Source organism: Streptomyces sp. H39-S7 (assembly GCF_027158205.1).
Classification (GTDB): domain Bacteria; phylum Actinomycetota; class Actinomycetes; order Streptomycetales; family Streptomycetaceae; genus Actinacidiphila.
Genome location: NZ_JAPVLU010000002.1, coordinates 311638 through 335678 on the forward strand (window position 1 = coordinate 311638; position 24041 = coordinate 335678).

General features: G+C 71.4%; 23 protein-coding genes and 1 pseudogene. 23 read left to right on the plus strand and 1 reads right to left on the minus strand.

Features of this window, described 5'->3' with window-relative positions; translation table 11 throughout:
* Positions 1-152 precede the first annotated feature (152 nt).
* The 9 genes from aroC to O3X23_RS03325 all read left to right on the plus strand — a co-directional run bounded on the left by aroC (position 153) and on the right by O3X23_RS03325 (position 8147).
* On the plus strand, positions 153-1337 hold the full coding sequence (gene aroC / locus O3X23_RS03285) for a chorismate synthase (RefSeq protein WP_269269531.1): 1185 nt from the start codon (positions 153-155) through the stop codon (positions 1335-1337).
* Between the two features lie 176 nt (positions 1338-1513).
* Positions 1514-1969, plus strand: coding sequence for a shikimate kinase (locus O3X23_RS03290; RefSeq protein ID WP_269269574.1), 456 nt, complete (start codon positions 1514-1516; stop codon positions 1967-1969).
* A complete protein-coding gene (gene aroB / locus O3X23_RS03295) occupies positions 1966-3057 on the plus strand; it encodes a 3-dehydroquinate synthase (RefSeq protein WP_269269532.1) in 1092 nt (363 codons plus the stop codon). The genes O3X23_RS03290 and aroB overlap by 4 nt, the downstream gene beginning before the upstream one ends.
* Positions 3054-3494 (plus strand): type II 3-dehydroquinate dehydratase, encoded by a 441-nt coding sequence (aroQ, locus tag O3X23_RS03300; RefSeq protein WP_269269533.1) that lies wholly within the window; start codon positions 3054-3056, stop codon positions 3492-3494. The genes aroB and aroQ overlap by 4 nt, the downstream gene beginning before the upstream one ends.
* Positions 3495-3630: 136 nt before the next feature.
* On the plus strand, positions 3631-4323 hold the full coding sequence (locus O3X23_RS03305) for an AAA family ATPase (protein ID WP_269269534.1): 693 nt from the start codon (positions 3631-3633) through the stop codon (positions 4321-4323).
* A 97-nt stretch (positions 4324-4420) separates the two neighbouring features.
* Complete coding sequence (locus O3X23_RS03310; RefSeq protein WP_269269535.1) at positions 4421-5536, plus strand: aminopeptidase P family protein; 1116 nt, start codon at positions 4421-4423, stop codon at positions 5534-5536.
* A gap of 52 nt (positions 5537-5588) precedes the next feature.
* The gene (gene efp, locus O3X23_RS03315) at positions 5589-6155 is read left to right on the plus strand and encodes an elongation factor P (RefSeq protein WP_269269536.1); all 567 of its coding nucleotides are present in this window, start codon (positions 5589-5591) and stop codon (positions 6153-6155) included.
* Position 6156: 1 nt separating this feature from the next.
* Positions 6157-6582, plus strand: a complete 426-nt coding sequence (nusB, locus tag O3X23_RS03320) for a transcription antitermination factor NusB (RefSeq protein WP_138352604.1) — start codon at positions 6157-6159, stop codon at positions 6580-6582.
* Positions 6583-6686: 104 nt separating this feature from the next.
* On the plus strand, positions 6687-8147 hold the full coding sequence (locus O3X23_RS03325) for a pyridoxal phosphate-dependent decarboxylase family protein (RefSeq protein ID WP_269269537.1): 1461 nt from the start codon (positions 6687-6689) through the stop codon (positions 8145-8147).
* Positions 8148-8276: 129 nt separating this feature from the next.
* Here O3X23_RS03325 and bldD read toward each other — a convergent pair whose 3' ends face one another.
* The gene (bldD, locus tag O3X23_RS03330) at positions 8277-8777 is read right to left on the minus strand and encodes a transcriptional regulator BldD (protein WP_269269538.1); all 501 of its coding nucleotides are present in this window, start codon (positions 8775-8777) and stop codon (positions 8277-8279) included.
* Between the two features lie 237 nt (positions 8778-9014).
* On the opposite strand from bldD, the gene pyrR reads away from it, so the two are divergent.
* The 14 genes and pseudogenes from pyrR to O3X23_RS03400 all read left to right on the plus strand — a co-directional run.
* Entirely contained in the window at positions 9015-9587 is a 573-nt protein-coding gene (gene pyrR, locus O3X23_RS03335; protein WP_269269539.1) for a bifunctional pyr operon transcriptional regulator/uracil phosphoribosyltransferase PyrR, read from the plus strand.
* Between the two features lie 83 nt (positions 9588-9670).
* Positions 9671-10696 carry an aspartate carbamoyltransferase catalytic subunit gene (locus O3X23_RS03340; protein ID WP_269269540.1) on the plus strand — a complete coding sequence of 342 codons (1026 nt, stop codon included), beginning with the start codon at positions 9671-9673 and terminating at the stop codon, positions 10694-10696.
* A complete protein-coding gene (locus O3X23_RS03345; RefSeq protein ID WP_269269541.1) occupies positions 10693-11991 on the plus strand; it encodes a dihydroorotase in 1299 nt (432 codons plus the stop codon). The genes O3X23_RS03340 and O3X23_RS03345 overlap by 4 nt, the downstream gene beginning before the upstream one ends.
* Positions 11988-12644 carry a PH-like domain-containing protein gene (locus O3X23_RS03350; RefSeq protein WP_269269542.1) on the plus strand — a complete coding sequence of 219 codons (657 nt, stop codon included), beginning with the start codon at positions 11988-11990 and terminating at the stop codon, positions 12642-12644. Before O3X23_RS03345 ends, O3X23_RS03350 begins: the two co-directional genes overlap by 4 nt.
* A complete protein-coding gene (gene carA / locus O3X23_RS03355; protein WP_269269544.1) occupies positions 12641-13816 on the plus strand; it encodes a glutamine-hydrolyzing carbamoyl-phosphate synthase small subunit in 1176 nt (391 codons plus the stop codon). Before O3X23_RS03350 ends, carA begins: the two co-directional genes overlap by 4 nt.
* Positions 13809-17123, plus strand: a complete 3315-nt coding sequence (carB, locus tag O3X23_RS03360; RefSeq protein WP_269269545.1) for a carbamoyl-phosphate synthase large subunit — start codon at positions 13809-13811, stop codon at positions 17121-17123. Before carA ends, carB begins: the two co-directional genes overlap by 8 nt.
* Before the next feature lie 77 nt (positions 17124-17200).
* On the plus strand, positions 17201-18310 hold the full coding sequence (locus O3X23_RS03365) for a quinone-dependent dihydroorotate dehydrogenase (protein ID WP_269269546.1): 1110 nt from the start codon (positions 17201-17203) through the stop codon (positions 18308-18310).
* Entirely contained in the window at positions 18307-19155 is an 849-nt protein-coding gene (gene pyrF / locus O3X23_RS03370; protein WP_269269547.1) for an orotidine-5'-phosphate decarboxylase, read from the plus strand. Before O3X23_RS03365 ends, pyrF begins: the two co-directional genes overlap by 4 nt.
* Before the next feature lie 254 nt (positions 19156-19409).
* Positions 19410-19733 carry an integration host factor gene (locus tag O3X23_RS03375; protein WP_138352594.1) on the plus strand — a complete coding sequence of 108 codons (324 nt, stop codon included), beginning with the start codon at positions 19410-19412 and terminating at the stop codon, positions 19731-19733.
* 38 nt (positions 19734-19771) lie between these two features.
* A complete protein-coding gene (gene gmk / locus O3X23_RS03380) occupies positions 19772-20365 on the plus strand; it encodes a guanylate kinase (RefSeq protein WP_269269548.1) in 594 nt (197 codons plus the stop codon).
* Positions 20366-20409: 44 nt separating this feature from the next.
* Positions 20410-20679: a DNA-directed RNA polymerase subunit omega gene (gene rpoZ / locus O3X23_RS03385; protein WP_269269550.1), complete on the plus strand. Its 270-nt coding sequence runs from the start codon at positions 20410-20412 to the stop codon at positions 20677-20679.
* 100 nt (positions 20680-20779) lie between these two features.
* A complete protein-coding gene (coaBC, locus tag O3X23_RS03390) occupies positions 20780-21988 on the plus strand; it encodes a bifunctional phosphopantothenoylcysteine decarboxylase/phosphopantothenate--cysteine ligase CoaBC (protein WP_269269551.1) in 1209 nt (402 codons plus the stop codon).
* Positions 21989-22219: 231 nt separating this feature from the next.
* The gene (metK, locus tag O3X23_RS03395; protein WP_269269553.1) at positions 22220-23428 is read left to right on the plus strand and encodes a methionine adenosyltransferase; all 1209 of its coding nucleotides are present in this window, start codon (positions 22220-22222) and stop codon (positions 23426-23428) included.
* 106 nt (positions 23429-23534) lie between these two features.
* A pseudogene (locus O3X23_RS03400) lies at positions 23535-24041 on the plus strand (primosome assembly protein PriA); the annotation flags it as partial.

Sequence of the window (24041 nt, forward strand, 5' to 3'; positions counted from 1 at the left end):
GGGCCGAAGCTTTCGGGCGGTGCGTCCACGAGTTGGACCGGGGGCTGGAGGTGGCTCCGGGCGTGGGAGGATCGGTGGTGGCGGGCCAGGGCCGCGCACCCGGCCGTGCCGTCGACATTCGGACGTTCGAGGCGCGAGCAAGAGGAGCACCGTTGAGCAGGTTGCGCTGGCTGACCGCGGGGGAGTCGCACGGCCCCGCACTCGTCGCGACGCTGGAGGGGCTGCCCTCCGGCGTACCCGTCACCACGGCGATGGTGGCGGACGCGCTGGCGCGCCGGCGGCTGGGATACGGCCGCGGTGCCCGGATGAAGTTCGAGCAGGACGAGGTCACCTTCCTCGGCGGCGTGCGGCACGGCCTGACCATGGGCAGCCCGGTCGCCGTCATGGTCGGCAACACCGAGTGGCCCAAGTGGGAGCAGGTCATGGCGGCCGACCCCGTCGACCCGGAGATCCTCGCCGGCCTGGGGCGCAACGCGCCGCTGACCCGCCCGCGGCCCGGCCACGCGGACCTCGCCGGCATGCAGAAGTACGCGCTCGACGAGGCCCGGCCGATCCTGGAGCGCGCCAGCGCCCGGGAGACCGCCGCCCGCGTCGCGCTGGGCGCGGTCGCCCGCTCCTACCTCAAGGAGACGACGGGCATCGAGATCGTCAGCCATGTCGTCGAGCTGGCCGCGGCCAAGGCCCCGTACGGGGTCGTGCCGCTCCCCTCCGACGAGGCGCTGCTCGACGCCAACCCGGTGCGCTGCCTGGACCCCGGGGCGAGCGAGGCGATGGTCGCCGAGATCGACCAGGCCCACAAGGACGGCGACACCCTCGGCGGCGTCGTCGAGGTGCTGGCGTACGGCGTCCCCGTCGGGCTCGGCAGCCACGTCCACTGGGACCGCAGGCTCGACGCACGGCTGGCCGCCGCCCTGATGGGCATCCAGGCGATCAAGGGCGTCGAGATCGGCGACGGCTTCGGCCTGGCCCGGGTTCCCGGCTCGCAGGCGCACGACGAGATCGTGCCCTCCCCCGAGGGCATCCGCCGCTCCACCGGCCGCTCCGGCGGCACCGAGGGCGGGATGAGCACCGGGGAACTGCTGCGGGTCCGGGCCGCGATGAAGCCGATCGCGACCGTGCCGCGCGCACTGGCCACCGTCGACGTCACCACCGGCGAGGTCGCCGCCGCCCACCACCAGCGCTCGGACGTCTGCGCGGTGCCGGCCGCCGGGATCGTCGCGGAGGCCATGGTCGCGCTGGTCCTCGCCGACGCCGTCGCGGAGAAGTTCGGCGGCGACTCGGTCGGCGAGACCCGCCGCAACGTCGAGGGGTTTCTGAAGAACCTGGCGATCCGGTGAGCGACGCACGCGAGGCCTCCGGGCAGGTGCCGGAATCCGACCCGCAGGATCGCCTGGGGGTACCTCCCACGCCGAAGGCTGTGGGGGAGGGCGGAGCAGCGGACCATCAGGCAGGGGCGACCGGGCCGCTGGTCGTCCTCGTCGGCCCGCCCGGCGCGGGCAAGACCACCATCGGCATGCTGCTCGCGGCCCGGCTCGGCACCGAGTACCGCGACACCGACGCGGACGTCGCGCAGACGGCGGGCAAGTCGATCCCGGAGATCTTCATCAACGACGGTGAGGACCACTTCCGGCAGCTCGAACTGGCCGCGGTCACCGACGCCCTCGCCGAGCACACCGGCGTCCTGGCGCTCGGCGGCGGAGCGATCATGTCGCCCATCGCCCGCAGCCTGCTGCGCGGCCGGCCGGTGGTCTTCCTGGACGTCGGAGTCAACGACGCCGTCAAGCGGGTCGGCCTGGACGCCCCGCGTCCGCTGCTCGCCGTCGCTCCGCGCCAGCAGTGGCGCGAGCTGATGGAGAAGCGCCGTCCGCTGTACACCGAGGTCGCCCGCGCGGTCGTCTCCACCGACGGCCGCACCCCCGAGGACGCCGCCGAAGCGGTCCTCGACGCACTGGAGTTGAAGGACGCATGAGCGAGAACCCCACCCGGATCGCGATCGCCGGCACCGCGGGCACGGAGCCGTACGAGGTGCTGGTCGGACGCCAGTTGCTGGCCGAGCTGCCCGCGCTGATCGGGCCGGCCGCCAAGCGCGTCGCGGTGCTGCACCCCGAGGCGCTGGCCGCCACCGGCGAGGCGCTGCGCGCGGACCTCGCCGAGCAGGGCTTCGAGGCCATCGCGATCCAGCTGCCGAACGCGGAGGAGGCCAAGACCGTCGAGGTCGCGGCCTACTGCTGGAAGGCGCTGGGCCAGACCGGCTTCACCCGCACCGACGTGATCGTCGGCGTCGGCGGCGGAGCCACCACGGACATCGCGGGCTTCGTGGCGGCGACATGGCTGCGCGGGGTGCGCTGGATCGCCGTCCCCACCACCGTGCTGGGCATGGTGGATGCGGCGGTCGGCGGGAAGACCGGCATCAACACCGCCGAGGGCAAGAACCTGGTCGGAGCGTTCCACCCGCCGACCGGGGTGCTGTGCGACCTCGCGGCGCTGGACTCGCTGCCGCCCAACGACTACGTCAGCGGCCTCGCCGAGATCATCAAGGCCGGCTTCATCGCCGACCCGGTCATCCTCGACCTGATCGAGTCCGACCCGGCCGCGGCCCGTACCCCGCAGGGCGAGCACACCGCCGAGCTGATCGTCCGCTCCATCCGGGTCAAGGCCGACGTGGTCTCCGCCGACCTCAAGGAGAGCGGCCCGCGCGAGATCCTGAACTACGGGCACACCCTCGCGCACGCCATCGAGAAGAACGAGCGTTACAACTGGCGGCACGGCGCCGCCGTCTCCATCGGCATGGTCTTCGCCGCCGAGCTGGGCCGGCTGGCCGGCCGGCTGGACGATGCGACTGCCGACCGGCACCGCACCGTCCTGGAGTCCGTGGGACTGCCGCTGACCTACCGCGGTGACCAGTGGCCGAAGCTGCTGGACACCATGCGCGTCGACAAGAAGTCCCGCGGTGACCTGCTGCGCTTCATCGTGCTGGACGGCCTGGCCAAGCCCACCGTCCTGGAGGGTCCGGACCCGGCGGTCCTGGTCGCCGCCTACGCGGAGGTCTCCAAGTGACCCGCCGCGTCCTGGTGCTGAACGGGCCGAATCTCGGCCGGCTCGGCTCCCGGGAGCCCGACGTTTACGGCGCCACTTCGTACGGCGGCCTCGTCGAGGCGTGCACCGCCCTCGGCAAGGAGCTCGGCTTCGACGTGGAGGTCCGGGAGACCAACGACGAGGGCGAGCTGATCCGCTGGCTGCACGAGGCGGCCGACGGACGGATCCCGGTCGTCATCAACCCGGGCGCGTTCACCCACTACTCGTACGGGATCCGGGACGCGGCGGCCCAGCGCACCGCCCCGCTCGTCGAGGTGCACATCTCGAATCCGTACACCCGTGAGGAATTCCGCCACACCTCGGTCATCGCGGCCGTCTCCACCGGCACGGTCGCGGGCTTCGGCATCGGCTCGTACCGGCTGGCGCTGCGCGCCCTGGCGGAGGAGATCAGCGGCTGACACCGCCGTCCGGGCACCTGTGCCGCTCCCCGGCGGTTCACACAAGTACCTCCGGGGACGGTACGGTTCGGTTCGAACGGCCCGTTCCCGGCCGTCACGGAAGCAGAACCTCCGGCACGAGATGGAGTGGGACGGGATGCAGCACGCTGTGGGGGCACCGCAGCCCGGCCGGCCGGGACCTCAGCCGGCCCCCAGCACCACCGGCCACTTCCCGCTGCCCGCGGCAGGCCCGGTCCAGCTGCCCGCCGCTGCCGGCGCGCAGGCCGGCGGGCCCGGGCCCGTGGCGGTCCTGCTGATCGGCGCGGCCGGGGCCGGCAAGACCACCATCGCCCGGCACTGGGCCGACAACCGCGGGGTACCGACCGCGCACATCAGCCTCGACGACGTCCGCGAGTGGGTCCGCTCCGGCTTCGCGGACCCGCAGGCCGGGTGGAACGAGCACTCCGAGGCCCAGTACCGGCTGGCCCGCCGCACCTGCGGCTTCTCCGCCCGGAACTTCCTGGCCAACGGCATATCGTGCATCATCGACGACGCGGTCTTCCCGGACCGGCCGGTCGTCGGCCTCGGCGGCTGGAAGCGGCACGTCGGCCCCGGCCTGCTGCCCGTGGTCCTGCTCCCGGGCCTGGACGTGGTCCTCGCCCGCAACGCCGCCCGCAACGGGAACCGGCGGCTGTCCGACGAGGAGGTCGCCCGGATCCACGGCCGGATGGCCGGCTGGTACGGATCAGGGCTGCCCATCATCGACAACTCGCAGCTCGACGTGGTCGCCGCGGCCGCCGCGCTGGACCGTGTCGTGGCCCGCAGCGTCCAGGGCCCGCCCGTCTGGTAGCCGGCGGGAGCCGGCCGCCGCCGTGCCCACGGCGGCCCCGGCCCCGGTCGGACGCGCTCGGGCGGCCCCCCGGACGGCCCGCACGTACGCTCGCGACATGTCCGACGCCGACGTGCACGCAGCCCGCAGAGAACGCCTGCGCGACCGATGCGCGGCGGCGGGAGCGGCGGCGGCGCTGGTCTCCCGCCCCGCCAACGTGCGCTACCTGGCCGGCTGCGCGCCGCCCGGCGCGGTACTGCTCGTCGGCCCCGGCGGCCAGGACGCGCTGGTCCGCCGCCGCCCCACCGCCGGGGACCTCTCCGAGGGGCAGCCGCCGGACGACGTGCGGACCGTTGTCCTGACCAGGTCGGACGGCGATCCGGTGGTGACCGCCGCCGGACTGGTCCTGGACCGGCGGGGCGACACCCTGGCCGTGGAGGAGCACCACCTCACCGTTGCCCGCCACCGGGCGATCGGCTCGATCGCGCCCGGCCTGCGGCTGAGCGACCTCGGCGGGGCCGTGGAACAGCTGCGCGTGGTCAAGGACGAGCAGGAGATCGCCGCGATCCGGATCGCCGCCGAGCTCGCCGACCAGGCGCTCGGCGAGCTGCTGGAGTCGATCCTGATCGGCAGGACCGAGCGGCACCTCGCACTGGAGCTGGAGCGCCGGCTGATCGACCACGGCGCGGACGGCCCGGCCTTCCCCACCTGCGTGGGCACCGGGCCGCACTCGGGGGCCGCCCGGCACGTCCCCACCGACCGGCGCGTGGAGGAGGGCGACTTCCTCACGGTCCGGCTCGGCGCCTGCTACCGCGGATACCGCTGCGAGGTCGGCCGTACCTTCGTCGTGGGGACTTCTCCCGCCGACTGGCAGATCGAGCTGTACGAGCTGGTCTTCGCCGCCCAGCGGGCCGGCCGGGAGGCCCTCGCACCGGGTGTGGCCTGCCGTGATGTGGACCACGCGGCACGCTCCGTGCTGGCCGCGGGGGGCTACGGGGAGGCCCTCGGAGAGGTGACGGGACACGGAGTGGGACTCGAAATCGACGAGGACCCTCGGGTGTCACCTGCGGCCATGGGTAAACTGGACGCTTGCGTGCCGGTCACCGTCGAACCGGGGGTCCACCTTCCGGGCCGCGGCGGTGTCCGCATCGACGACACACTCGTCGTACGTCCTCCGGCGGACGGCGGGCCCGAGCTACTCACCATTACGACCAAGGAGCTGCTCGCCCTGTAGAAGGGCGCGTTCCTCGGTCTCCGAAGCTGCACTTTCAGGAGATTCCGCAACCGTGGCATCCACGAACGACCTCAAGAACGGCCTCGTGCTCAAGCTCGACGGCGGCCAGCTCTGGACCGTTGTCGACTTCCAGCACGTCAAGCCCGGCAAGGGCCCCGCCTTCGTCCGCACGAAGCTCAAGCACGTGCTGTCCGGCAAGGTCGTCGACAAGACCTTCAACGCCGGCATCAAGGTCGAGACGGCCAACGTCGACAAGCGCGGTATGCAGTTCTCCTACAAGGACGGCACCGACTTCGTCTTCATGGACAGCGACACCTTCGAGCAGGTGTACATCACCCCCGAGGTCGTCGGCGACGCCGCCAACTACCTCCTCGAGGGCTTCGACGCCGTCGTGGCGATGTACGAGGGTTCCCCCCTCTACATCGAGCTCCCGGCCTCCGTCGAGCTGGTCATCGAGTACACCGAGCCGGGCGTCCAGGGCGACCGGTCCACCGGTGGCTCCAAGCCGGCCCGCCTCGAGACCGGCTACGAGATCGGCGTTCCGCTCTTCATCACCACCGGTGAGAAGATCAAGGTCGACACCCGTTCGGGTGACTACCTCGGCCGGGTGAACAGCTAACGTGGCTGCTCGGAACAAGGCCCGCAAGCGCGCCTTCCAGATCCTCTTCGAAGCGGATCAGCGGGGTGTCGACCCGAAGACCGCCATGGCGGACTGGATCCGGCTCGCCCGGACCGACGACCGGCAGCCGCCGGTCACCGAGTACACCATGCAGCTGGTCGAGGGGTACGCCGCCAACGCGCCCCGCATCGACGAGCTGCTCGCGACCTACTCGGTGGGCTGGACGCTGGATCGGATGCCGGTCGTCGACCGGAACGTCCTGCGCCTCGGCACCTACGAGCTGATCTGGGAGGACGAGACCCCGGACGCGGTCGTGCTGGACGAGGCGGTCCAGCTGGCGAAGGAGTTCTCCACCGACGAGTCGCCCGCGTTCGTCAACGGGCTGCTGGCCCGGCTGAAGGACCTCAAGCCGACTCTCCGGCGCTAGCGTCACGGCGCCACCCGACCACCGACCAGGCCCTGAGCAGAAGTTGAACAATCTTCTGCTTTGGGCCTGGTGTGTTTCCCGGGCGGTGGCCTAGTTTCGCTCGCATGTCCGATCAAGAGCTCGACCAGGAGATCGTCGACCGGCTGACGGCGCTGCAGTCCCAGGACCTGCCGGTGCGCGGCGGCCGCACCATGGCCTACGTCTACGACTCCGGCCTCGACGGTCTCGACGACCTCGCGGAGCGCGCCCAGGCCGCCTTCGCCGGGGTCAACGGCCTGGACATGACGGCCTTCCCGAGCGTGGTGGCCCTGGAGAACGACATCGTCGGCCGCGCCGCCCGGCTGCTCGGCGGGGACGGCGAAACGGCAGGCACCTTCACCAGCGGCGGCACGGAGAGCTGTCTGCTGGCCGTGCTGACCGCCCGCGAGCACGCCCGCCGCACCCGGGGCGTCACCAGGCCCGAGGTGGTGCTGCCGGCCACCGCCCACGCGGCCTTCCGCAAGGCCGCCGCCCTCTTCGGCCTGACCGTCGTGACGGTCCCGGTGGATCCGGCGACGTTCCGCGCCCGTCCGCAGGCCATGGCGGACGCCCTCACCGACCGGACGGCCCTGGTCGTGGTCTCGGCGCCGTCCTACGCCCATGGGGTGATCGACCCGGTCGTCCCGATCGCCGCCGCGGCGGCGGATCGCGGGGTGCTGTGCCACGTCGACGCCTGCATCGGCGGCTGGTACCTGGCGCACCTGCCCCCGGCGCTGCCCCGGCCGCCCGCCTTCGACCTGGCGGTCCCCGGCGTCACCTCGCTCGCGGTGGACCTGCACAAGTACGCGTACACGCCCAAGGGCGCCTCGGTGCTGCTCTTCCGGGACGCCGACCTGCGCCGGCACGGCTGGTTCGCGGACGCCTCCTGGCCCGGCTACCCGGTGGTCAACGCCACCCTGCAGGGAACGAAGTCCGCCGGTCCGCTGGCCGCCGCCTGGGCGGTGCTCCAGCGGATCGGACCCGCGGGGTACGGAGAGCTGTCCGGGCGCGTGCACGAGGCGGTGCAGGCCCTCGTCGGGGGCATCGGCCGGATCGACGGGCTGCGGGTGCTGGGCACACCGGAGGCCTCACTGGTCGCCGTGGCCTCCGACGACCCGGGCCTCGACCCCTTCGTCGTCGCCGACGAGATGCGGCTGCGCGGCTGGTTCCTGCAGCCGCAGCCCGCCTTCGACGGCTCCCCGCCCAACCTGCACCTGACCGTCACCGCGGCGGTGGCGTCCCCCGAGCGGATCGCGCTGCTGCTGGAGGAGCTCGGCGGAGCCGTCCGGCGGGCCCGCGACCTCGGGCCCGCCGTCGTCGACGAGGGGCTCGCCGGGCTCGCCGCCCAGCTCGACCCCGACACGCTCGGCCCCGCGGAGATCGCCGTGGCCCTGCAGCTCGCGGGCGTCTCCGAGGACGGCGCGCTCCCGCAGCGGATGGCGCCGGTGCTGGCGGTACTGCAGGCGCTGCCGCCCCGGCTGACCGAACGACTGCTGCCGGAGGTCATCGGCCGCCTCTTCCGGGCGCGGACTGGGCCGTACGGGTGACGCGGGCCGCCGCCGGCCCGTCCGGGACTCGGGAGAGGGCTTCGGCGGAACAGCAGGAGAAACAGAACCGCCCGGGGCGGTGTCCTTGCGGGCACCGCCCCGGGCGGGACGTTTCTGCACTGCTGTCGTTCAGTTGTCCTCGTGTGCGACCGCGCGGCGCGCGTCCGCGTCGAGGACGCCCCAGCCGATGAGCTGCTCGGTGAGGACCGAGGGCGACTGGTCGTAGATCACGGCCAGCGTGCGCAGGTCGTCCTGGCGGATCGACAGCACCTTGCCGTTGTAGTCCCCGCGCTGGCTCTGGATGGTGGCGGCGTAGCGCTGCAGCGGACCGGCCTTGTCCGGCGGGACCTGGGACAGCCGCTCCAGGTCAAGGACGAGCTTGGGCGGCGGCTCGGCCGCCCCGCCCGGCGTGGTGCCGGGCAGCAGCTCCTGGACCGGAACTCCGTAGAAGTCGGCCAGCTCGGCCAGTCGCTGTACGGTCACGGCGCGGTCGCCACGCTCGTACGAGCCGACCACGACGGCCTTCCAGCGGCCCTGGGACTTCTCCTCGACCCCATGGAGGGAGAGACCCTGCTGCGTGCGGATGGCGCGGAGCTTGGCTCCGAGCTGTTTGGCGTAATCGCTGGACATAAGGCTCCCCGGACGGAAACTCGGTGACTCACTGTGAGGTTACGCAGCGTAATTTGACTTCGTCAAGCCGAATGGTCCGGACCGGTCTCCCTGTGCTGAGCGAGCGTCCGATTCGTACCGGTGTGCTCATCCTGCGGGCGGCCGCCCGAGAACGCGACCTGCGCGCCTGGTAACGTGAGGATGTATCCCTGGCGTCCTTTAAGACCCGTCCCGTGAGGCGGGGAAGGAGAGCCCTTCATGGCTGAAGACCGCAGTACCTCCGCACGCCCGGTGCTCGAAGCACCGGACATCGCACGGGCTCTGACCCGCATCGCGCACGAGATCGTCGAACGCGCCAAGGGTGCCGACGACGTGGTGCTCCTCGGCATTCCCACCCGCGGCGTCTTCCTCGCCCGCAGGCTGGCCGACAAGCTCGCCGACATCACCGGCCGCAAGGTCCCGGTCGGGTCGCTCGACATCACCATGTACCGAGACGACCTGCGGCTGCACCCGGCCCGCGCGCTGGCGCGTACCGACATCCCCGCCGACGGCGTCGACGGCCGGCTGGTGATCCTCGTCGACGACGTGCTCTTCTCCGGCCGCACGATCCGCGCCGCCCTCGACGCGCTGAACGACATCGGCCGGCCGCGCGCCGTGCAGCTCGCCGTTCTGGTCGACCGCGGTCACCGCGAACTCCCGATCCGGGCCGACTACGTCGGCAAGAACCTCCCCACCTCGCTGCGCGAGACCGTCAAGGTCCACCTCACCGAAGAGGACGGCCGTGACACGGTCCTCCTCGGCGTGCGCGCGGGCTCCCCGGCGGACGAATAGCGCAGGCACCGGCCCGGACCCTTCGTGGACCGGGCCCACGAGCATGCCCTCCGCCGCCCCAGCACCCCCTTCGGAGTGACCCGATGAAGCGCCACCTGATCTCGGCCGCCGACCTCACCCGCGACGACGCCATCCTCGTTCTCGACACCGCCGAGGAAATGGCCCGCGTGGCCGACCGGCCGATCAAGAAACTGCCGACGCTGCGCGGCCGCACCGTCGTCAACCTGTTCTTCGAGGACTCGACCCGCACCCGCATCTCCTTCGAGGCCGCCGCCAAGCGGCTCTCCGCCGATGTCATCAACTTCTCCGCCAAGGGCTCCTCGGTCTCCAAGGGCGAGTCCCTGAAGGACACCGCGCTGACCCTGGAGGCGATGGGCGCCGACGCCGTCGTCATCCGGCACGGCTCCTCCGGCGCCCCGCACCGGCTCGCGACCTCCGGCTGGATCGGCGGCTCGGTCGTCAACGCCGGCGACGGCACCCACGAGCACCCCACCCAGGCGCTGCTCGACACCTTCACCATGCGCCGCCACCTGGCGGGCGCGAAGGACGGCGGCCCCACCTTCCACCAGGGGCCGGGCGACGGAACGGGCCGGGACCTCGCCGGCCGCCGGATCACGATCGTCGGCGACATCCTGCACAGCCGCGTCGCCCGCTCCAACGTCCTGCTGCTCAACACGCTCGGCGCCCAGGTCACCCTGGTCGCCCCGCCCACCCTGCTGCCCATCGGCGTCGAGACCTGGCCCTGCGACGTCTCCTACGACCTGGACGCGGTGCTCGCCAAGTCCGACGCCGTGATGATGCTGCGGGTGCAGAGCGAGCGGATGAACGCGGCGTTCTTCCCCACCGAGCGCGAGTACTCCCGCCGCTACGGCCTCGACGGCGCCCGGATGGCCGCGCTGCCGGAGCACGCCATCGTGATGCACCCGGGCCCGATGAACCGCGGCATGGAGATCACCGCCGAGGTCGCCGACTCCAAGCGCTGCACCGTCGTGGAACAGGTCGCCAACGGCGTCAGCATCCGGATGGCCGTCCTGTACCTGCTGCTCGGCGGGAACGAACCCGCCATCGCCGCCCCCGCCGCCCGCACCGAGGAGAACGACCAGTCATGAGTGAGCCCCAGAAGACACTTCTCCGAGGCGCCAAGGTGCTCGGCGGCGACCCGCAGGACGTCCTGATCGACGGTGAGACGATCGCCGCCGTCGGAACCGGACTGGACGTCCCGGCCGGCGCCACCGTCGTCGAGGCCGACGGCCTGATCCTGCTGCCGGGCCTCGTCGACCTGCACACCCATCTGCGCGAGCCGGGCCGCGAGGACTCCGAGACGGTCCTGACCGGCACCCGCGCCGCGGCCATCGGCGGCTACACCGCCGTGCACGCGATGGCCAACACTTTCCCGGTCGCGGACACCGCGGGCGTCGTCGAGCAGGTCTGGCGGCTCGGCCGCGAGTCCGGCTACTGCGACGTGCAGCCGGTCGGCGCCGTCACCGTCGGCCTGGAGGGCAAGCAGCTCGCCGAGCTCGGCGCGATGGCCGACTCCGCCGCGGGCGTGCGGGTCTTCTCCGACGACGGCAAGTGCGTCGACGACGCGGTGATCATGCGCCGCGCCCTGGAGTACGTGAAGGCCTTCGACGGAGTCGTCGCCCAGCACGCCCAGGAGCCCCGCCTCACCGAGGGCGCCCAGATGAACGAGGGCATCGTCTCCGGCGAGCTGGGCCTGATCGGCTGGCCGGCCGTCGCCGAGGAGTCGATCATCGCCCGCGACGTGCTGCTCGCCGCGCACGTCGACTCCCGCGTGCACATCTGCCACCTGTCCACGGCCGGCTCCGTCGAGATCGTCCGCTGGGCCAAGTCCAAGGGCTGGAACGTGACCGCCGAGGTCACCCCGCACCACCTGCTCCTCACCGACGAGCTGGTCCGGTCCTACAACCCGGTCTACAAGGTCAACCCGCCGCTGCGCACCGAGGCCGACGTCATGGCGCTGCGCGAGGCGCTGGCCGACGGCACCATCGACTGCGTCGCCACCGACCACGCACCGCACCCGCACGAGGACAAGGACTGCGAGTGGGCCGCGGCCGCCATGGGCATGGTGGGCCTGGAGACCGCGCTCTCCGTCGTCCAGCAGACGATGGTCGACACCGGCCTGCTCGACTGGGCCGGCGTCGCCGACCGCATGTCGGCGCGGCCCGCCGTCATCGGCCGGCTGGCCGGCCACGGCCGCCCGGTCGCCGCGGGCGAGCCCGCCAACCTCACTCTGGTCGATCCGGCTTACCGTGGAGTGGTGAATCCCGCGGGCTTCGCCTCCCGCAGCCGCAACACCCCGTACGAGGGCCGTGAGCTGCCGGGCCGGGTGATCGCCACCTTCCTGCGGGGCAGGGCGACGGTCGTGGACGGGAAGCTCGCGTGACAACTCTGACTCTTGTGCTGGCGGCGGACCAGAAGTCCCAGCAGGTCACCGACTGGTCCTCACGGATCGGCTGGATCGTCGGCCTGGGGCTGTTCGTCGGGCTCGTCTACTGGCTGATGCGCGAAGGCTGGAAGTGGCGCGGCATCCTGCAGGGCGGCCTGCCCGACCTGCCCGCCGCCCCCGGGGACGGCGCGGAGCCGCTGCTGACCCTCAAGGGCCGCTACTTCGGCAGCACCACCGCGGGCCAGTGGCTGGACCGCATCGTCGCCCACGGCCTGGGAGTGCGCAGCAGCGCCGTCCTCACTCTGACGGAGCAGGGCCTGCACGCGGAGCGGACCGGCGCGCCGGACTTCTTCGTCCCCACCGCCGCACTGCGCGGCGCCCGGCTCGACAAGGGCATCGCCGGCAAGGTCCTCACCGAGGGCGGGCTGCTGGTGATCACCTGGGAGCACGGCGGCCGGCTCATCGACTCCGGCTTCCGCTCCGAGCACGCGGCCGAGCACGCGGGCTGGGTCGACGCGGTCGAGTCCATGTCATCAGCATCAGCATCAGCATCCGGGGCCGCGGCGACCGTAGCCGACACCCCCGGTACCGACCAGTATCCCGGCGACAGTGCCGTCGCCGCCCCGCACCACCAGGAAGGCCCACGATGACGACCTCCACCCAGCGGGCAGCCAGGACCCCCGCCGTACTCGTCCTGGAGGACGGCCGGATCTTCCGCGGCCGTGCCTACGGGGCGGTGGGGGAGACCTTCGGCGAGGCCGTCTTCTCCACCGGCATGTCCGGCTACCAGGAGACGCTGACCGACCCGTCGTACCACCGGCAGGTGGTCGTCATGACCGCCCCGCACATCGGCAACACCGGCGTCAACGACGAGGACCCGGAGTCCTCCCGCATCTGGGTCGCCGGCTACGTGGTCCGCGACCCCGCCCGCGTCCACTCCAACTGGCGCGCCCGCCGGACCCTGGACGAGGAACTCGTCAACCAGGGCGTCGTCGGCATCAGCGGCATCGACACCCGCGCCCTCACCCGCCATCTGCGCGAGCGCGGCGCCATGCGGGTCGGCATCTTCTCCGGCGCCGCCGTCGGCACCGACGCGGAGCTGGTCGCCAAGGTCCTCCAGGCACCCGAGATGAAGGGCGCCGACCTGTCCGCGGAGGTCGCGACCAAGGAGTCGTACACCGTCCCGGCGATCGGCACCAAGCGCTTCACCGTGGCCGCGGTCGACCTCGGCATCAAGTCGATGACGCCGCAGCGGATGGCCGAGCGCGGCATCGAGGTCCACGTGCTGCCCGCCACCGCGACGATCGAGGACGTGTACGCCGTCGAGCCCGACGGTGTGTTCTTCTCCAACGGCCCCGGCGACCCCGCCACCGCCGACCACCCGGTCGCCCTGATGCGCGCGGTGCTTGAGCGCAGGACCCCGCTGTTCGGCATCTGCTTCGGCAACCAGATCCTGGGCCGCGCGCTCGGGTTCGGCACCTACAAGCTCAAGTACGGCCACCGCGGCATCAACCAGCCGGTCCAGGACCGCAGCACCGGCAAGGTCGAGGTCACCGCGCACAACCACGGCTTCGCCGTCGACGCGCCGCTCGACACGGTCTCCGACACGCCCTACGGCCGGGCCGAGGTCAGTCACGTCTGCCTGAACGACAATGTGGTCGAGGGGCTCAACCTGCTCGACCGGCCCGCGTTCAGCGTCCAGTACCACCCCGAGGCGGCAGCCGGTCCGCACGACGCCGCCTACCTGTTCGACCGATTCGTCGAGCTCATGCGAGACAACAACCAGCACAGCGTTTCTCTGATGGAGGGCCAGCGTGCCTAAGCGCACCGATGTCCAGTCCGTCCTGGTCATCGGCTCCGGCCCGATCGTCATCGGCCAGGCAGCGGAGTTCGACTACTCCGGTACCCAGGCCTGCCGGGTGCTGAAGGCCGAGGGCCTGCGGGTCATCCTCGTGAACTCCAACCCGGCCACGATCATGACCGACCCCGAGATCGCCGACGCCACCTACATCGAGCCGATCACACCGGAGTACGTCGAGAAGATCATCGCCAAGGAGCGCCCCGACGCGCTCCTGCCGACCCTCGGCGGCCAGACCGCCCTCAACACCGCGATCTCGCTGCACGCCAACGGCGTCCTGGACAAGTACAACGTCGAGCTGATCGGCGCCAACGTCGAGGCGATCAACAAGGGCGAGGACCGTCAGCTCTTCAAGGGCGTCGTCGAGGCCGTCAACGCCAAGATCGGCTACGGCGAGTCCGCCAGGTCCGTCATCTGCCACACGATGGACGACGTCATCGCGGGCGTGGACACCCTCGGCGGCTACCCCGTCGTCGTCCGCCCCTCCTTCACCATGGGCGGCGCCGGCTCCGGCTTCGCCCACGACGAGGAGGAGCTGCGCCGCATCGCCGGCCAGGGACTGACGCTCTCACCGACCACCGAGGTGCTCCTGGAGGAGTCCATCCTCGGCTGGAAGGAGTACGAGCTGGAGCTGATGCGCGACCGCAACGACAACGTCGTGGTCGTCTGCTCCATCGAGAACTTCGACCCGATGGGCGTCCACACCGGCGACTCCATCACCGTCGCCCCGGCACTGACGCTGACCGACCGCGAGTACCAGAACCTGCGGGACGTCGGCATCGCGATCATCCGCGAGGTCGGGGTCGACACCGGCGGCTGCAACATCCAGTTCGCGATCAACCCCGACGACGGCCGCGTCATCGTCATCGAGATGAACCCGCGGGTCTCGCGCTCCTCGGCGCTCGCCTCCAAGGCCACCGGCTTCCCGATCGCCAAGATCGCCGCCCGGCTCGCCGTCGGCTACACGCTCGACGAGATCCCGAACGACATCACCGAGAAGACCCCGGCGTCCTTCGAGCCGACGCTCGACTACGTCGTCGTCAAGGTGCCGCGCTTCGCCTTCGAGAAGTTCCCGGCGGCCGACGCGACCCTCACCACCACCATGAAGTCGGTCGGCGAGGCGATGGCCATCGGCCGCAACTTCACCGAGGCGCTGCAGAAGGCGCTGCGCTCGCTGGAGAAGAAGGGCAGCCAGTTCACCTTCACCGGTGAGCCCGGCGACAAGGACGCGCTGCTGGCCACGGCGGCGGTGCCGACCGACGGCCGGATCAACACGGTCATGCAGGCGGTCCGCGCCGGCGCGACTCCGCAGGAGATCTTCGCCGCGACGAAGATCGACCCGTGGTTCACCGACCAGCTCTTCCTCATCAAGGAGGTCGCCGACGATCTGGCGGCCGCCGACCAGCTCAGCCCCGAGCTGCTCGCCGACGCCAAGCGGCACGGCTTCTCCGACGTCCAGATCGGTGAGATCCGGGGCCTGCGCGAGGATGTCGTCCGCGAGGTCCGGCACGCGCTGGGAGTGCGCCCGGTCTACAAGACCGTCGACACCTGCGCCGCCGAGTTCGCCGCCAAGACCCCTTACTTCTACTCGTCCTACGACGAGGAGTCCGAGGTCGCCCCGCGCGAGAAGCCCGCCGTGATCATCCTCGGCTCCGGCCCCAACCGCATCGGCCAGGGCATCGAGTTCGACTACTCGTGTGTCCACGCGTCCTTCGCGCTCAGCGAGGCCGGGTACGAGACCGTGATGGTCAACTGCAACCCCGAGACCGTCTCCACCGACTACGACACCTCCGACCGGCTCTACTTCGAGCCGCTCACCCTGGAGGACGTCCTGGAGATCGTGCACGCCGAGACGCTGGCCGGACCGATCGCGGGCGTCATCGTCCAGCTCGGCGGCCAGACCCCGCTCGGCCTGGCACAGGCGCTCAAGGACAACGGGGTACCGATCGTCGGCACCTCGCCCGAGGCCATCCACCTCGCCGAGGACCGCGGCGCCTTCGGCCGCGTCCTGGCCGAGGCCGGACTGCCCGCCCCCAAGCACGGCACCGCGACCACCTTCGACGAGGCCAAGGCCATCGCCGACGAGATCGGCTACCCGGTCCTGGTGCGCCCGTCGTACGTGCTCGGCGGCCGCGGCATGGAGATCGTCTACGAGGAGGCCCGGCTCTCCTCGTACATCGCCGAATCCACCGAGATCAGCCCGACCCGCCCGGTGCTGGTCGACCGGTTCCTCGACGACGCCATCGAGATCGACGTCGACGCGCTCTACGACGGCACCGAGCTCTACCTCGGCGGCGTCATGGAGCACATCGAGGAGGCCGGCATCCACTCGGGCGACTCCGCGTGCGCGCTGCCCCCGATGACGCTCGGCGGCCACGACATCAAGCGGCTGCGGACCTCCACCGAGGCCATCGCCAAGGGTGTCGGCGTCCAGGGCCTGATCAACATCCAGTTCGCGCTGGCCGGGGACATCCTCTACGTCCTGGAGGCCAACCCGCGCGCGTCGCGGACCGTCCCCTTCACCTCGAAGGCGACCGCGGTGCCGCTGGCCAAGGCCGCCGCCCGGATCTCGCTCGGCGCGACCGTCGCCGAGCTGCGGGCCGAGGGCATGCTCCCGAAGACCGGCGACGGCGGCACCCTGCCGCTGGACGCGCCGATCTCCGTCAAGGAGGCCGTGATGCCGTGGAGCCGCTTCCGCGACATCTACGGCCGCGGCGTCGACACCGTGCTCGGCCCGGAGATGCGTTCCACCGGCGAGGTCATGGGCATCGACTCGGTCTTCGGCACCGCCTACGCCAAGTCCCAGGCCGGCGCGTACGGCGCGCTGCCCACCAAGGGCACCGCGTTCATCTCGGTCGCCAACCGCGACAAGCGCAACCTGGTCTTCCCGGCCCGCGCGCTCGCCGAGCACGGCTTCGAACTGCTCGCCACCTCCGGCACTGCCGAGGTCCTGCGCCGCAACGGCATCCACGCCACCGTCGTGCGCAAGCAGAGCGAGGGCACGGGACCGGACGGTGAGCCGACCGTGGTGCAGCTGATCCACGACGGCAAGATCGACCTCATCGTCAACACCCCGTTCGGCACCGGCGGCCGCCTCGACGGCTACGACATCAGGACCGCCGCGGTCTCCCGCGGCGTCCCGTGCCTGACGACGGTGCAGGCGCTCGCCGCCGCCGTCCAGGGCATCGACGCGCTCAACCGCGGCGACATCGGGGTCAGATCACTGCAGGAGCACGCGGAACGCCTGAACGCGTCCCGCGAAGAGGGATAGCGCCAGGAGGGGGACACCGAGCGGTGTCCCCCTCGCTTTATGACCGCCTCCCCGCAGAATCCCGTAGAAGGCTCCGCATGTACCCCCTCCTGTTCAAACTGCTCTTCCGGCGCATGGACCCCGAGCGGGCGCACCACCTGGCGTTCGGCTGGATCCGGTTGGCCGCCCGCGTCCCGGTGCTGCGGACCCTGGTGGCGGCCGTGCTCGCGCCCCGCCACGAGGAGCTGCGCACCGAGGCCCTGGGCCTGCGCATGCACGGCCCGTTCGGCCTCGCGGCCGGCTTCGACAAGAACGCCGTCGCGATCGACGGCATGGCGATGCTGGGCTTCGACCACATCGAGATCGGTACCGTCACCGGGCAGCCGCAGTCCGGCAACCCGAAGAAGCGGCTCTTCCGGCTGGTCCAGGACCGCGCGCTGATCAACCGCATGGGCTTCAACAACGAGGGCTCCGCGGCCGTCGCAGCCCGCCTCGCCGCCCGCCATCCCGTCTTCAGGACGACCGTCGGCGTCAACATCGGCAAGACCAAGGTGGTCCCCGAGGACGAGGCCATCGCGGACTACGTGACGTCCACCGAGCGGCTCGCGGCCCACGCGGACTACCTCGTCGTCAACGTCTCGTCGCCCAACACCCCCGGCCTGCGGAACCTCCAGGCCGTCGACCAGCTGCGCCCGCTGCTGACCGCCGTGCGCGAGGCCGCCGACCGCACCGTCACCGCGCGCCGGGTGCCGCTGCTGGTCAAGATCGCCCCCGACCTGGCCGACGACGACATCGACGCCGTCGCCGACCTCGCCGTCGAACTGGGCCTCGACGGCATCATCGCCACCAACACCACGATCGCCCGTGACGGCCTGGGGCTGACCTCGGCCCCCGCTCTGGTCCAGGAGACCGGCGGCCTGTCCGGCGCCCCCCTGCGGGCCCGCTCGCTGGAGGTCCTGAGCCGGCTGTACGCCCGGGTCGGCGACCGGATCACGCTGGTCGGGGTCGGCGGCGTCACCAACGCCGACGACGTCTGGGAGCGGATCCTGGCCGGCGCCACCCTGGTCCAGGGGTACAGCGCCTTCATCTACGAGGGTCCGTTCTGGTGCCGGGCCCTCCACCGGGGCCTCGCGGCCCGGCTGGCCGCGAGCCCGTACGCCACCCTCGCCGACGCGATCGGCGCTGATCACCGGAAGGCGAGCTCATGAGCGCGGAGAACCTGGAACCCTTCGGCGCGCGGCTGCGCCACGCGATGGACACCCGGGGACAGCTGTGCGTCGGCATCGACCCGCACGCGGCGCTGCTGACCTCCTGGGGACTGAACGACGACGTGGCCGGCCTGGAGCGCTTCACGCGCACCGTGGTCGACGCCCTCGCCGACCGGGTCGCGGTCCTCAAGCCGCAGAGCGCGTTCTTCGAGCGCTTCGGCTCGAAGGGCATCGCCGTCCTGGAGCGGGCCGTCGCCGACGCCCGCGCCGCCGGCGCGCTGGTGCTGATGGACGCCAAGCGCGGTGACATCGGCTCCACCATGGCCGCCTACGCCGCCACGTTCCTCGACAAGGACTCCCCGCTCTTCTCCGACGCGGTCACCGTCAGCCCGTACCTCGGCTTCGGGTCGCTGCGCCCGGCGCTGGACGCGGCGCGGATCTCCGGCGCCGGAGTCTTCGTCCTGGCCCTGACCTCCAACCCGGAGGGCGCCGAGGTCCAGCGGGCCACGGCGGCGAACGGCAGGTCGCTCGCCCAGGTGATGCTCGACCACATCGCGGCCGAGAACGCCGGCGAGCGGCCGCTCGGATCCGTCGGCGCCGTGGTCGGTGCCACGCTCAGCGAGGCCGGTGCGGACCTGGACATCAACGGGCCGCTGCTCGCCCCCGGCATCGGCGCCCAGGGAGCGACCCCCGCCGGGCTTCCCGGGCTCTTCGGGTCCGCGGTCGTCGGCAACGTACTGCCGAGCGTGAGCCGCGACGTGCTGCGGCACGGGCCCGACGCGGCCGGACTGCGGGACGCGGCGGCCCGGTTCGCCGACGAGGTCCGTGTCGCCGTGGCGGGTTGAGCGCCGACGGGCTCCCTCCGGGCGCCCGTCGGGAGCCGCAACAGCGTCAACCAGTGCCCATATGTCCCAAAAATCCCAGCGGATCGAGTCTGACCAGGACTTTTCGTCTGTTCTCGCTGACTTGAGCCGCCGTGACCGCTAGTCTCCGACGAGAGCGAGCACGCAAGTGCTTCGTTCGTTGCCCTGCAGGTGGGGGCAACTGGGTTCCACTACCGGTCCGTATCCGACAGTTCGATATCCGAGGTGACGTAGGCGTGGCTCTTCCGCCCCTTACCCCTGAACAGCGCGCTGCCGCGCTCGAGAAGGCCGCCGCGGCTCGCCGGGAGCGCGCCGAGGTCAAGAATCGGCTGAAGCACTCCGGCGCTTCGCTGCACGAGGTCATCAAGTCGGGCCGAGAGAACGACGTCATCGGCAAGATGAAGGTCTCTGCCCTCCTTGAGTCCCTGCCCGGCGTGGGCAAGGTCCGCGCCAAGCAGATCATGGAGCGGCTCGGCATCTCCGAAAGCCGCCGTGTACGGGGGCTCGGCTCCAACCAGATCGCATCTTTGGAGCGTGAGTTCGGCGGCGGCGCCGCCTGACGGTCCCCAGCACCTCCGGGAACCGGGATAATCGCCTTATGGCTGCAACATCCCGGGGGACGTCCCCCGTGCCCCCGGACGTACGTCCGCGGCTGACCGTGCTCTCCGGCCCCTCAGGGGTCGGCAAGAGCACGGTCGTCGCTCATATGCGCAAGGCCCACCCCGAGGTATGGCTCTCGGTGTCGGCCACCACTCGCCGGCCGAGGCCGGGCGAGCAGCACGGAGTGCACTACTTCTTCGTGGACCACGACGAGTTCGACAAGCTCGTCGCCAATGGCGAACTGCTGGAGTGGGCCGAGTTCGCGGGCAACCACTACGGCACCCCGCGCAAGGCGGTGCTGGACCGGCTCGAAGCGGGTGAGCCGGTGCTGCTGGAGATCGATCTGCAGGGTGCCCGGCTGGTCCGCCAGTCCATGCCCGAGGCGCAGCTCGTCTTCCTGGCCCCTCCGAGCTGGGACGAGCTGGTCCGCCGGCTCACCGGGCGGGGTACCGAATCGCCCGAGGTGATCGAGCGGCGGCTGGCCGCGGCCACGATCGAACTGGCTGCCGAATCCGAGTTCGACATCACCCTTGTCAATACCTCCGTCGAGGATGTAGCACGTGAGCTGCTAGCCTTGATGAGAGTTGTATGATCCACTTCCATTCTTTTCCACAAGCAAGTAGGGGTAGGTAGAGAATGTCCTCTTCCATCACCACGCCCGAGGGCATCATCAACCCGCCGATCGACGAGCTGCTCGAGGCCACGGACTCGAAGTACAGCCTGGTGATCTACGCGGCCAAGCGCGCGCGCCAGATCAACGCGTACTACTCCCAGCTCGGCGAAGGCCTGCTGGAGTACGTCGGCCCGCTGGTGGACACCCACGTCCACGAGAAGCCGCTGTCGATCGCGCTGCGCGAGATCAACGCGGGACTGCTGACCGCCGAGGCCATCGAGTCGGCCGGCTAGCAGCAACCGAATCCTTGTCACCACGGGCCCGGCAGCACCGCTGCCGGGCCCGTGGTGTGTGATGGACGCAAGAAGCATTCGCATCTCGGCGGGAGAGACGATGGGCCAGCCACAGGTCGTCCTGGGGGTGAGCGGCGGTATCGCCGCCTACAAGGCGTGCGAGCTGCTGCGGCGGCTCACCGAGTCCGGGCACGGCGTACGCGTGGTCCCCACCGAGTCGGCGCTGCACTTCGTCGGCGAGGCCACCTGGTCGGCGCTGTCCGGCAACCCCGTGTCGACCCGGGTGTGGGACGACGTCGCGGAGGTCCCGCACGTCAGGATCGGCCAGCACGCCGACCTCGTGGTGGTCGCCCCCGCCACCGCCGACCTGCTCGCCAAGGCCGCGCACGGCCTCGCCGACGACCTGCTCACCAACACCCTCCTCACGGCGCGGTGCCCGGTGGTCTTCGCACCCGCCATGCACACCGAGATGTGGGAGCACCCCGCCACCCAGGAGAACGTCGCGACCCTGCGCCGCCGCGGCGCGATCGTGATCGAGCCCGCCGTCGGCCGGCTGACCGGCGTGGACACCGGCAAGGGCCGGCTGCCCGACCCCGCCGAGATCTTCGAGGTCTGCCGCCGGGTGCTCGTCCGCGGCCCGCGGGGGCTCGCGGCCGATCTCGCCGGGCGGCACGTGGTGATCAGCGCCGGCGGGACCCGCGAGCCGCTGGACCCGGTGCGCTACCTGGGCAACCGCTCCTCCGGCAAGCAGGGGTACGCACTCGCCCGCACGGCGGTCGCCCGCGGCGCCCGCGTCACCCTCGTGGCCGCCAACACCGACCTCGCCGACCCGGCGGGCGCCGACGTGGTGCGGGTCGGCACGGCCACGCAGTTGCGCGAGGCGGTGCTGAAGGCTGCCGCGGACGCCGACGTGGTCGTCATGGCGGCGGCCGTGGCGGACTTCCGGCCCGCGCACTACGCCGAAGGCAAGATCAAGAAGAAGGACGACCAGGAGCAGCCGCCGCTGGAACTCGTCCGCAACCCCGACGTCCTGGCCGAACTCGCAACACAACGTTCACATCCGGGACAGCTCGTCGTCGGCTTCGCCGCCGAGACCGACGACGTACTGGCGAACGGCCGCGCCAAACTGCTCCGCAAGGGCTGTGACCTGCTGGTTGTCAATGAGGTCGGGGACCACAAGGCGTTCGGTTCCGAGGAGAACGAGGCCGTGGTGCTCGGCGCCGACGGCAGCGAGACCCCGGTACCGTACGGTCCGAAGGAAGCCCTCGCCGATCAGGTGTGGGATCTCACGCTCGCCCGGTTGACGTGAATGCGCTCTTCCGGGTGTATCAAAACCGGACCTGTACGGCATTCCGCCCCTGGAACACGGAGGATCGTCGTACTGGCGCCAGTCGTGTCGCAGGTCACGGCATATCCAACTACCGAGATGGCTTGTCGGTCCGGCCGAAGCGACCGATAAACTAGTCAGGGAACGCCGGGCGCAGCCCCGCGCGTCCCACCCCATGATCAGCCAGCAGCCGCTGCAACCCCAGGGAGCAATGTGTCCCGCCGCCTGTTTACCTCGGAGTCCGTCACCGAGGGACATCCCGACAAGATCGCTGACCAGATCAGCGACACGATTCTCGACGCCCTCCTCAAGGAGGACCCGACCTCCAGGGTCGCGGTCGAGACGCTGATCACCACCGGTCAGGTGCACGTCGCCGGAGAGGTCACCACCAAGGGTTACGCGGACATCGCGACCCTGGTGCGCAACAAGATCCTCGACATCGGCTACGACTCGTCGAAGAAGGGCTTCGACGGCGCCTCGTGCGGCGTCTCGGTGTCCATCGGCGCGCAGTCGCCCGACATCGCCCAGGGTGTGGACACCGCTTACGAGCAGCGCGTCGAGGGTGACGAGGACGAGCTCGACAAGCAGGGCGCCGGCGACCAGGGCCTGATGTTCGGCTACGCCTGCGACGAGACCCCCGAGCTGATGCCGCTGCCGATCCACCTGGCACACCGGCTCGCGCGTCGGCTCTCCGAGGTCCGCAAGAACGGGACGATCCCGTACCTGCGCCCGGACGGCAAGACCCAGGTCACCATCGAGTACGACGGCGACAAGGCCGTCCGCCTCGACACCGTGGTCGTCTCCTCGCAGCACGCCTCGGACATCGACCTGGAGTCGCTGCTCGCGCCGGACATCCGCGAGTTCGTCGTCGAGCACGAGCTCAAGGCGCTCCTGGAAGACGGCATCAAGCTGGAGACCGAGGGCTACCGCCTGCTGGTGAACCCGACCGGGCGCTTCGAGATCGGCGGCCCGATGGGTGACGCCGGCCTCACCGGCCGCAAGATCATCATCGACACCTACGGCGGCATGGCCCGCCACGGCGGCGGCGCCTTCTCGGGCAAGGACCCGTCCAAGGTCGACCGCTCCGCCGCGTACGCCATGCGCTGGGTCGCCAAGAACGTCGTGGCCGCGGGTCTCGCCTCGCGCTGCGAGGTCCAGGTCGCCTACGCGATCGGCAAGGCCGAGCCGGTGGGTCTGTTCGTCGAGACCTTCGGCACCGCGTCCGTGGACGTCGAGAAGATCGAGCAGGCCATCGCGTCGGTCTTCGACCTCCGCCCGGCCGCGATCATCCGCGACCTGGACCTGCTGCGTCCGATCTACTCCCAGACCGCCGCGTACGGCCACTTCGGCCGCCCGCTGCCGGACTTCACCTGGGAGCGCACCGACCGTGTCGAGGCGCTGCGCGCCGCCGTCGGTCTGTAGGACCTGGCAGCAGACACATCCGCACCACGCGCACGGCCCCGGACCTTCGTGGTCCGGGGCCGTCGCGCTGTCCGCGCTGTCCGAGTCGTCTGGTAGGACTGGGGCTGTGAGCAGCGAGGACGAGCGGACGAATCCACCGGCGGGGGAGCAGCTGGCGCTCATCCGCGAGTCCGTGCGCAAGGCGAAGGAGCCCAAGGCCAGGCGCGGCACCTGGCGCGGGGCGGACCTCGCCGAGGGGCTGCCCGTCGCCCGCGTGCTGGTCGACAAGGGCGTGCTGCACCTCGACAAGTACTTCGACTACGCGGTGCCCGCCGCGATGGACGCCGACGCGCAGCCCGGGGTCCGGGTGCGGGTCCGGTTCGGTGCCGGGGCGCACAACGTCGTCAGCGGTCGCCGCGAGGGCGGCGGCCTGATCGACGGCTTCGTCGTCGCCCGGCTCACCGAGTCCGACTACGCCGGCCCGCTGGCCGCCATCGCCCAGGTGGTGTCCCCCGAGCCGGTGCTCGGCCCCGCCCTGCTCCGGCTCTGCCGCGCGGTCGCCGACCGGTACGCGGGGTCCCTCGCCGACGTCATCCAGCTCGCCGTGCCCGCCCGGCACGGGCGGGTGGAGAAG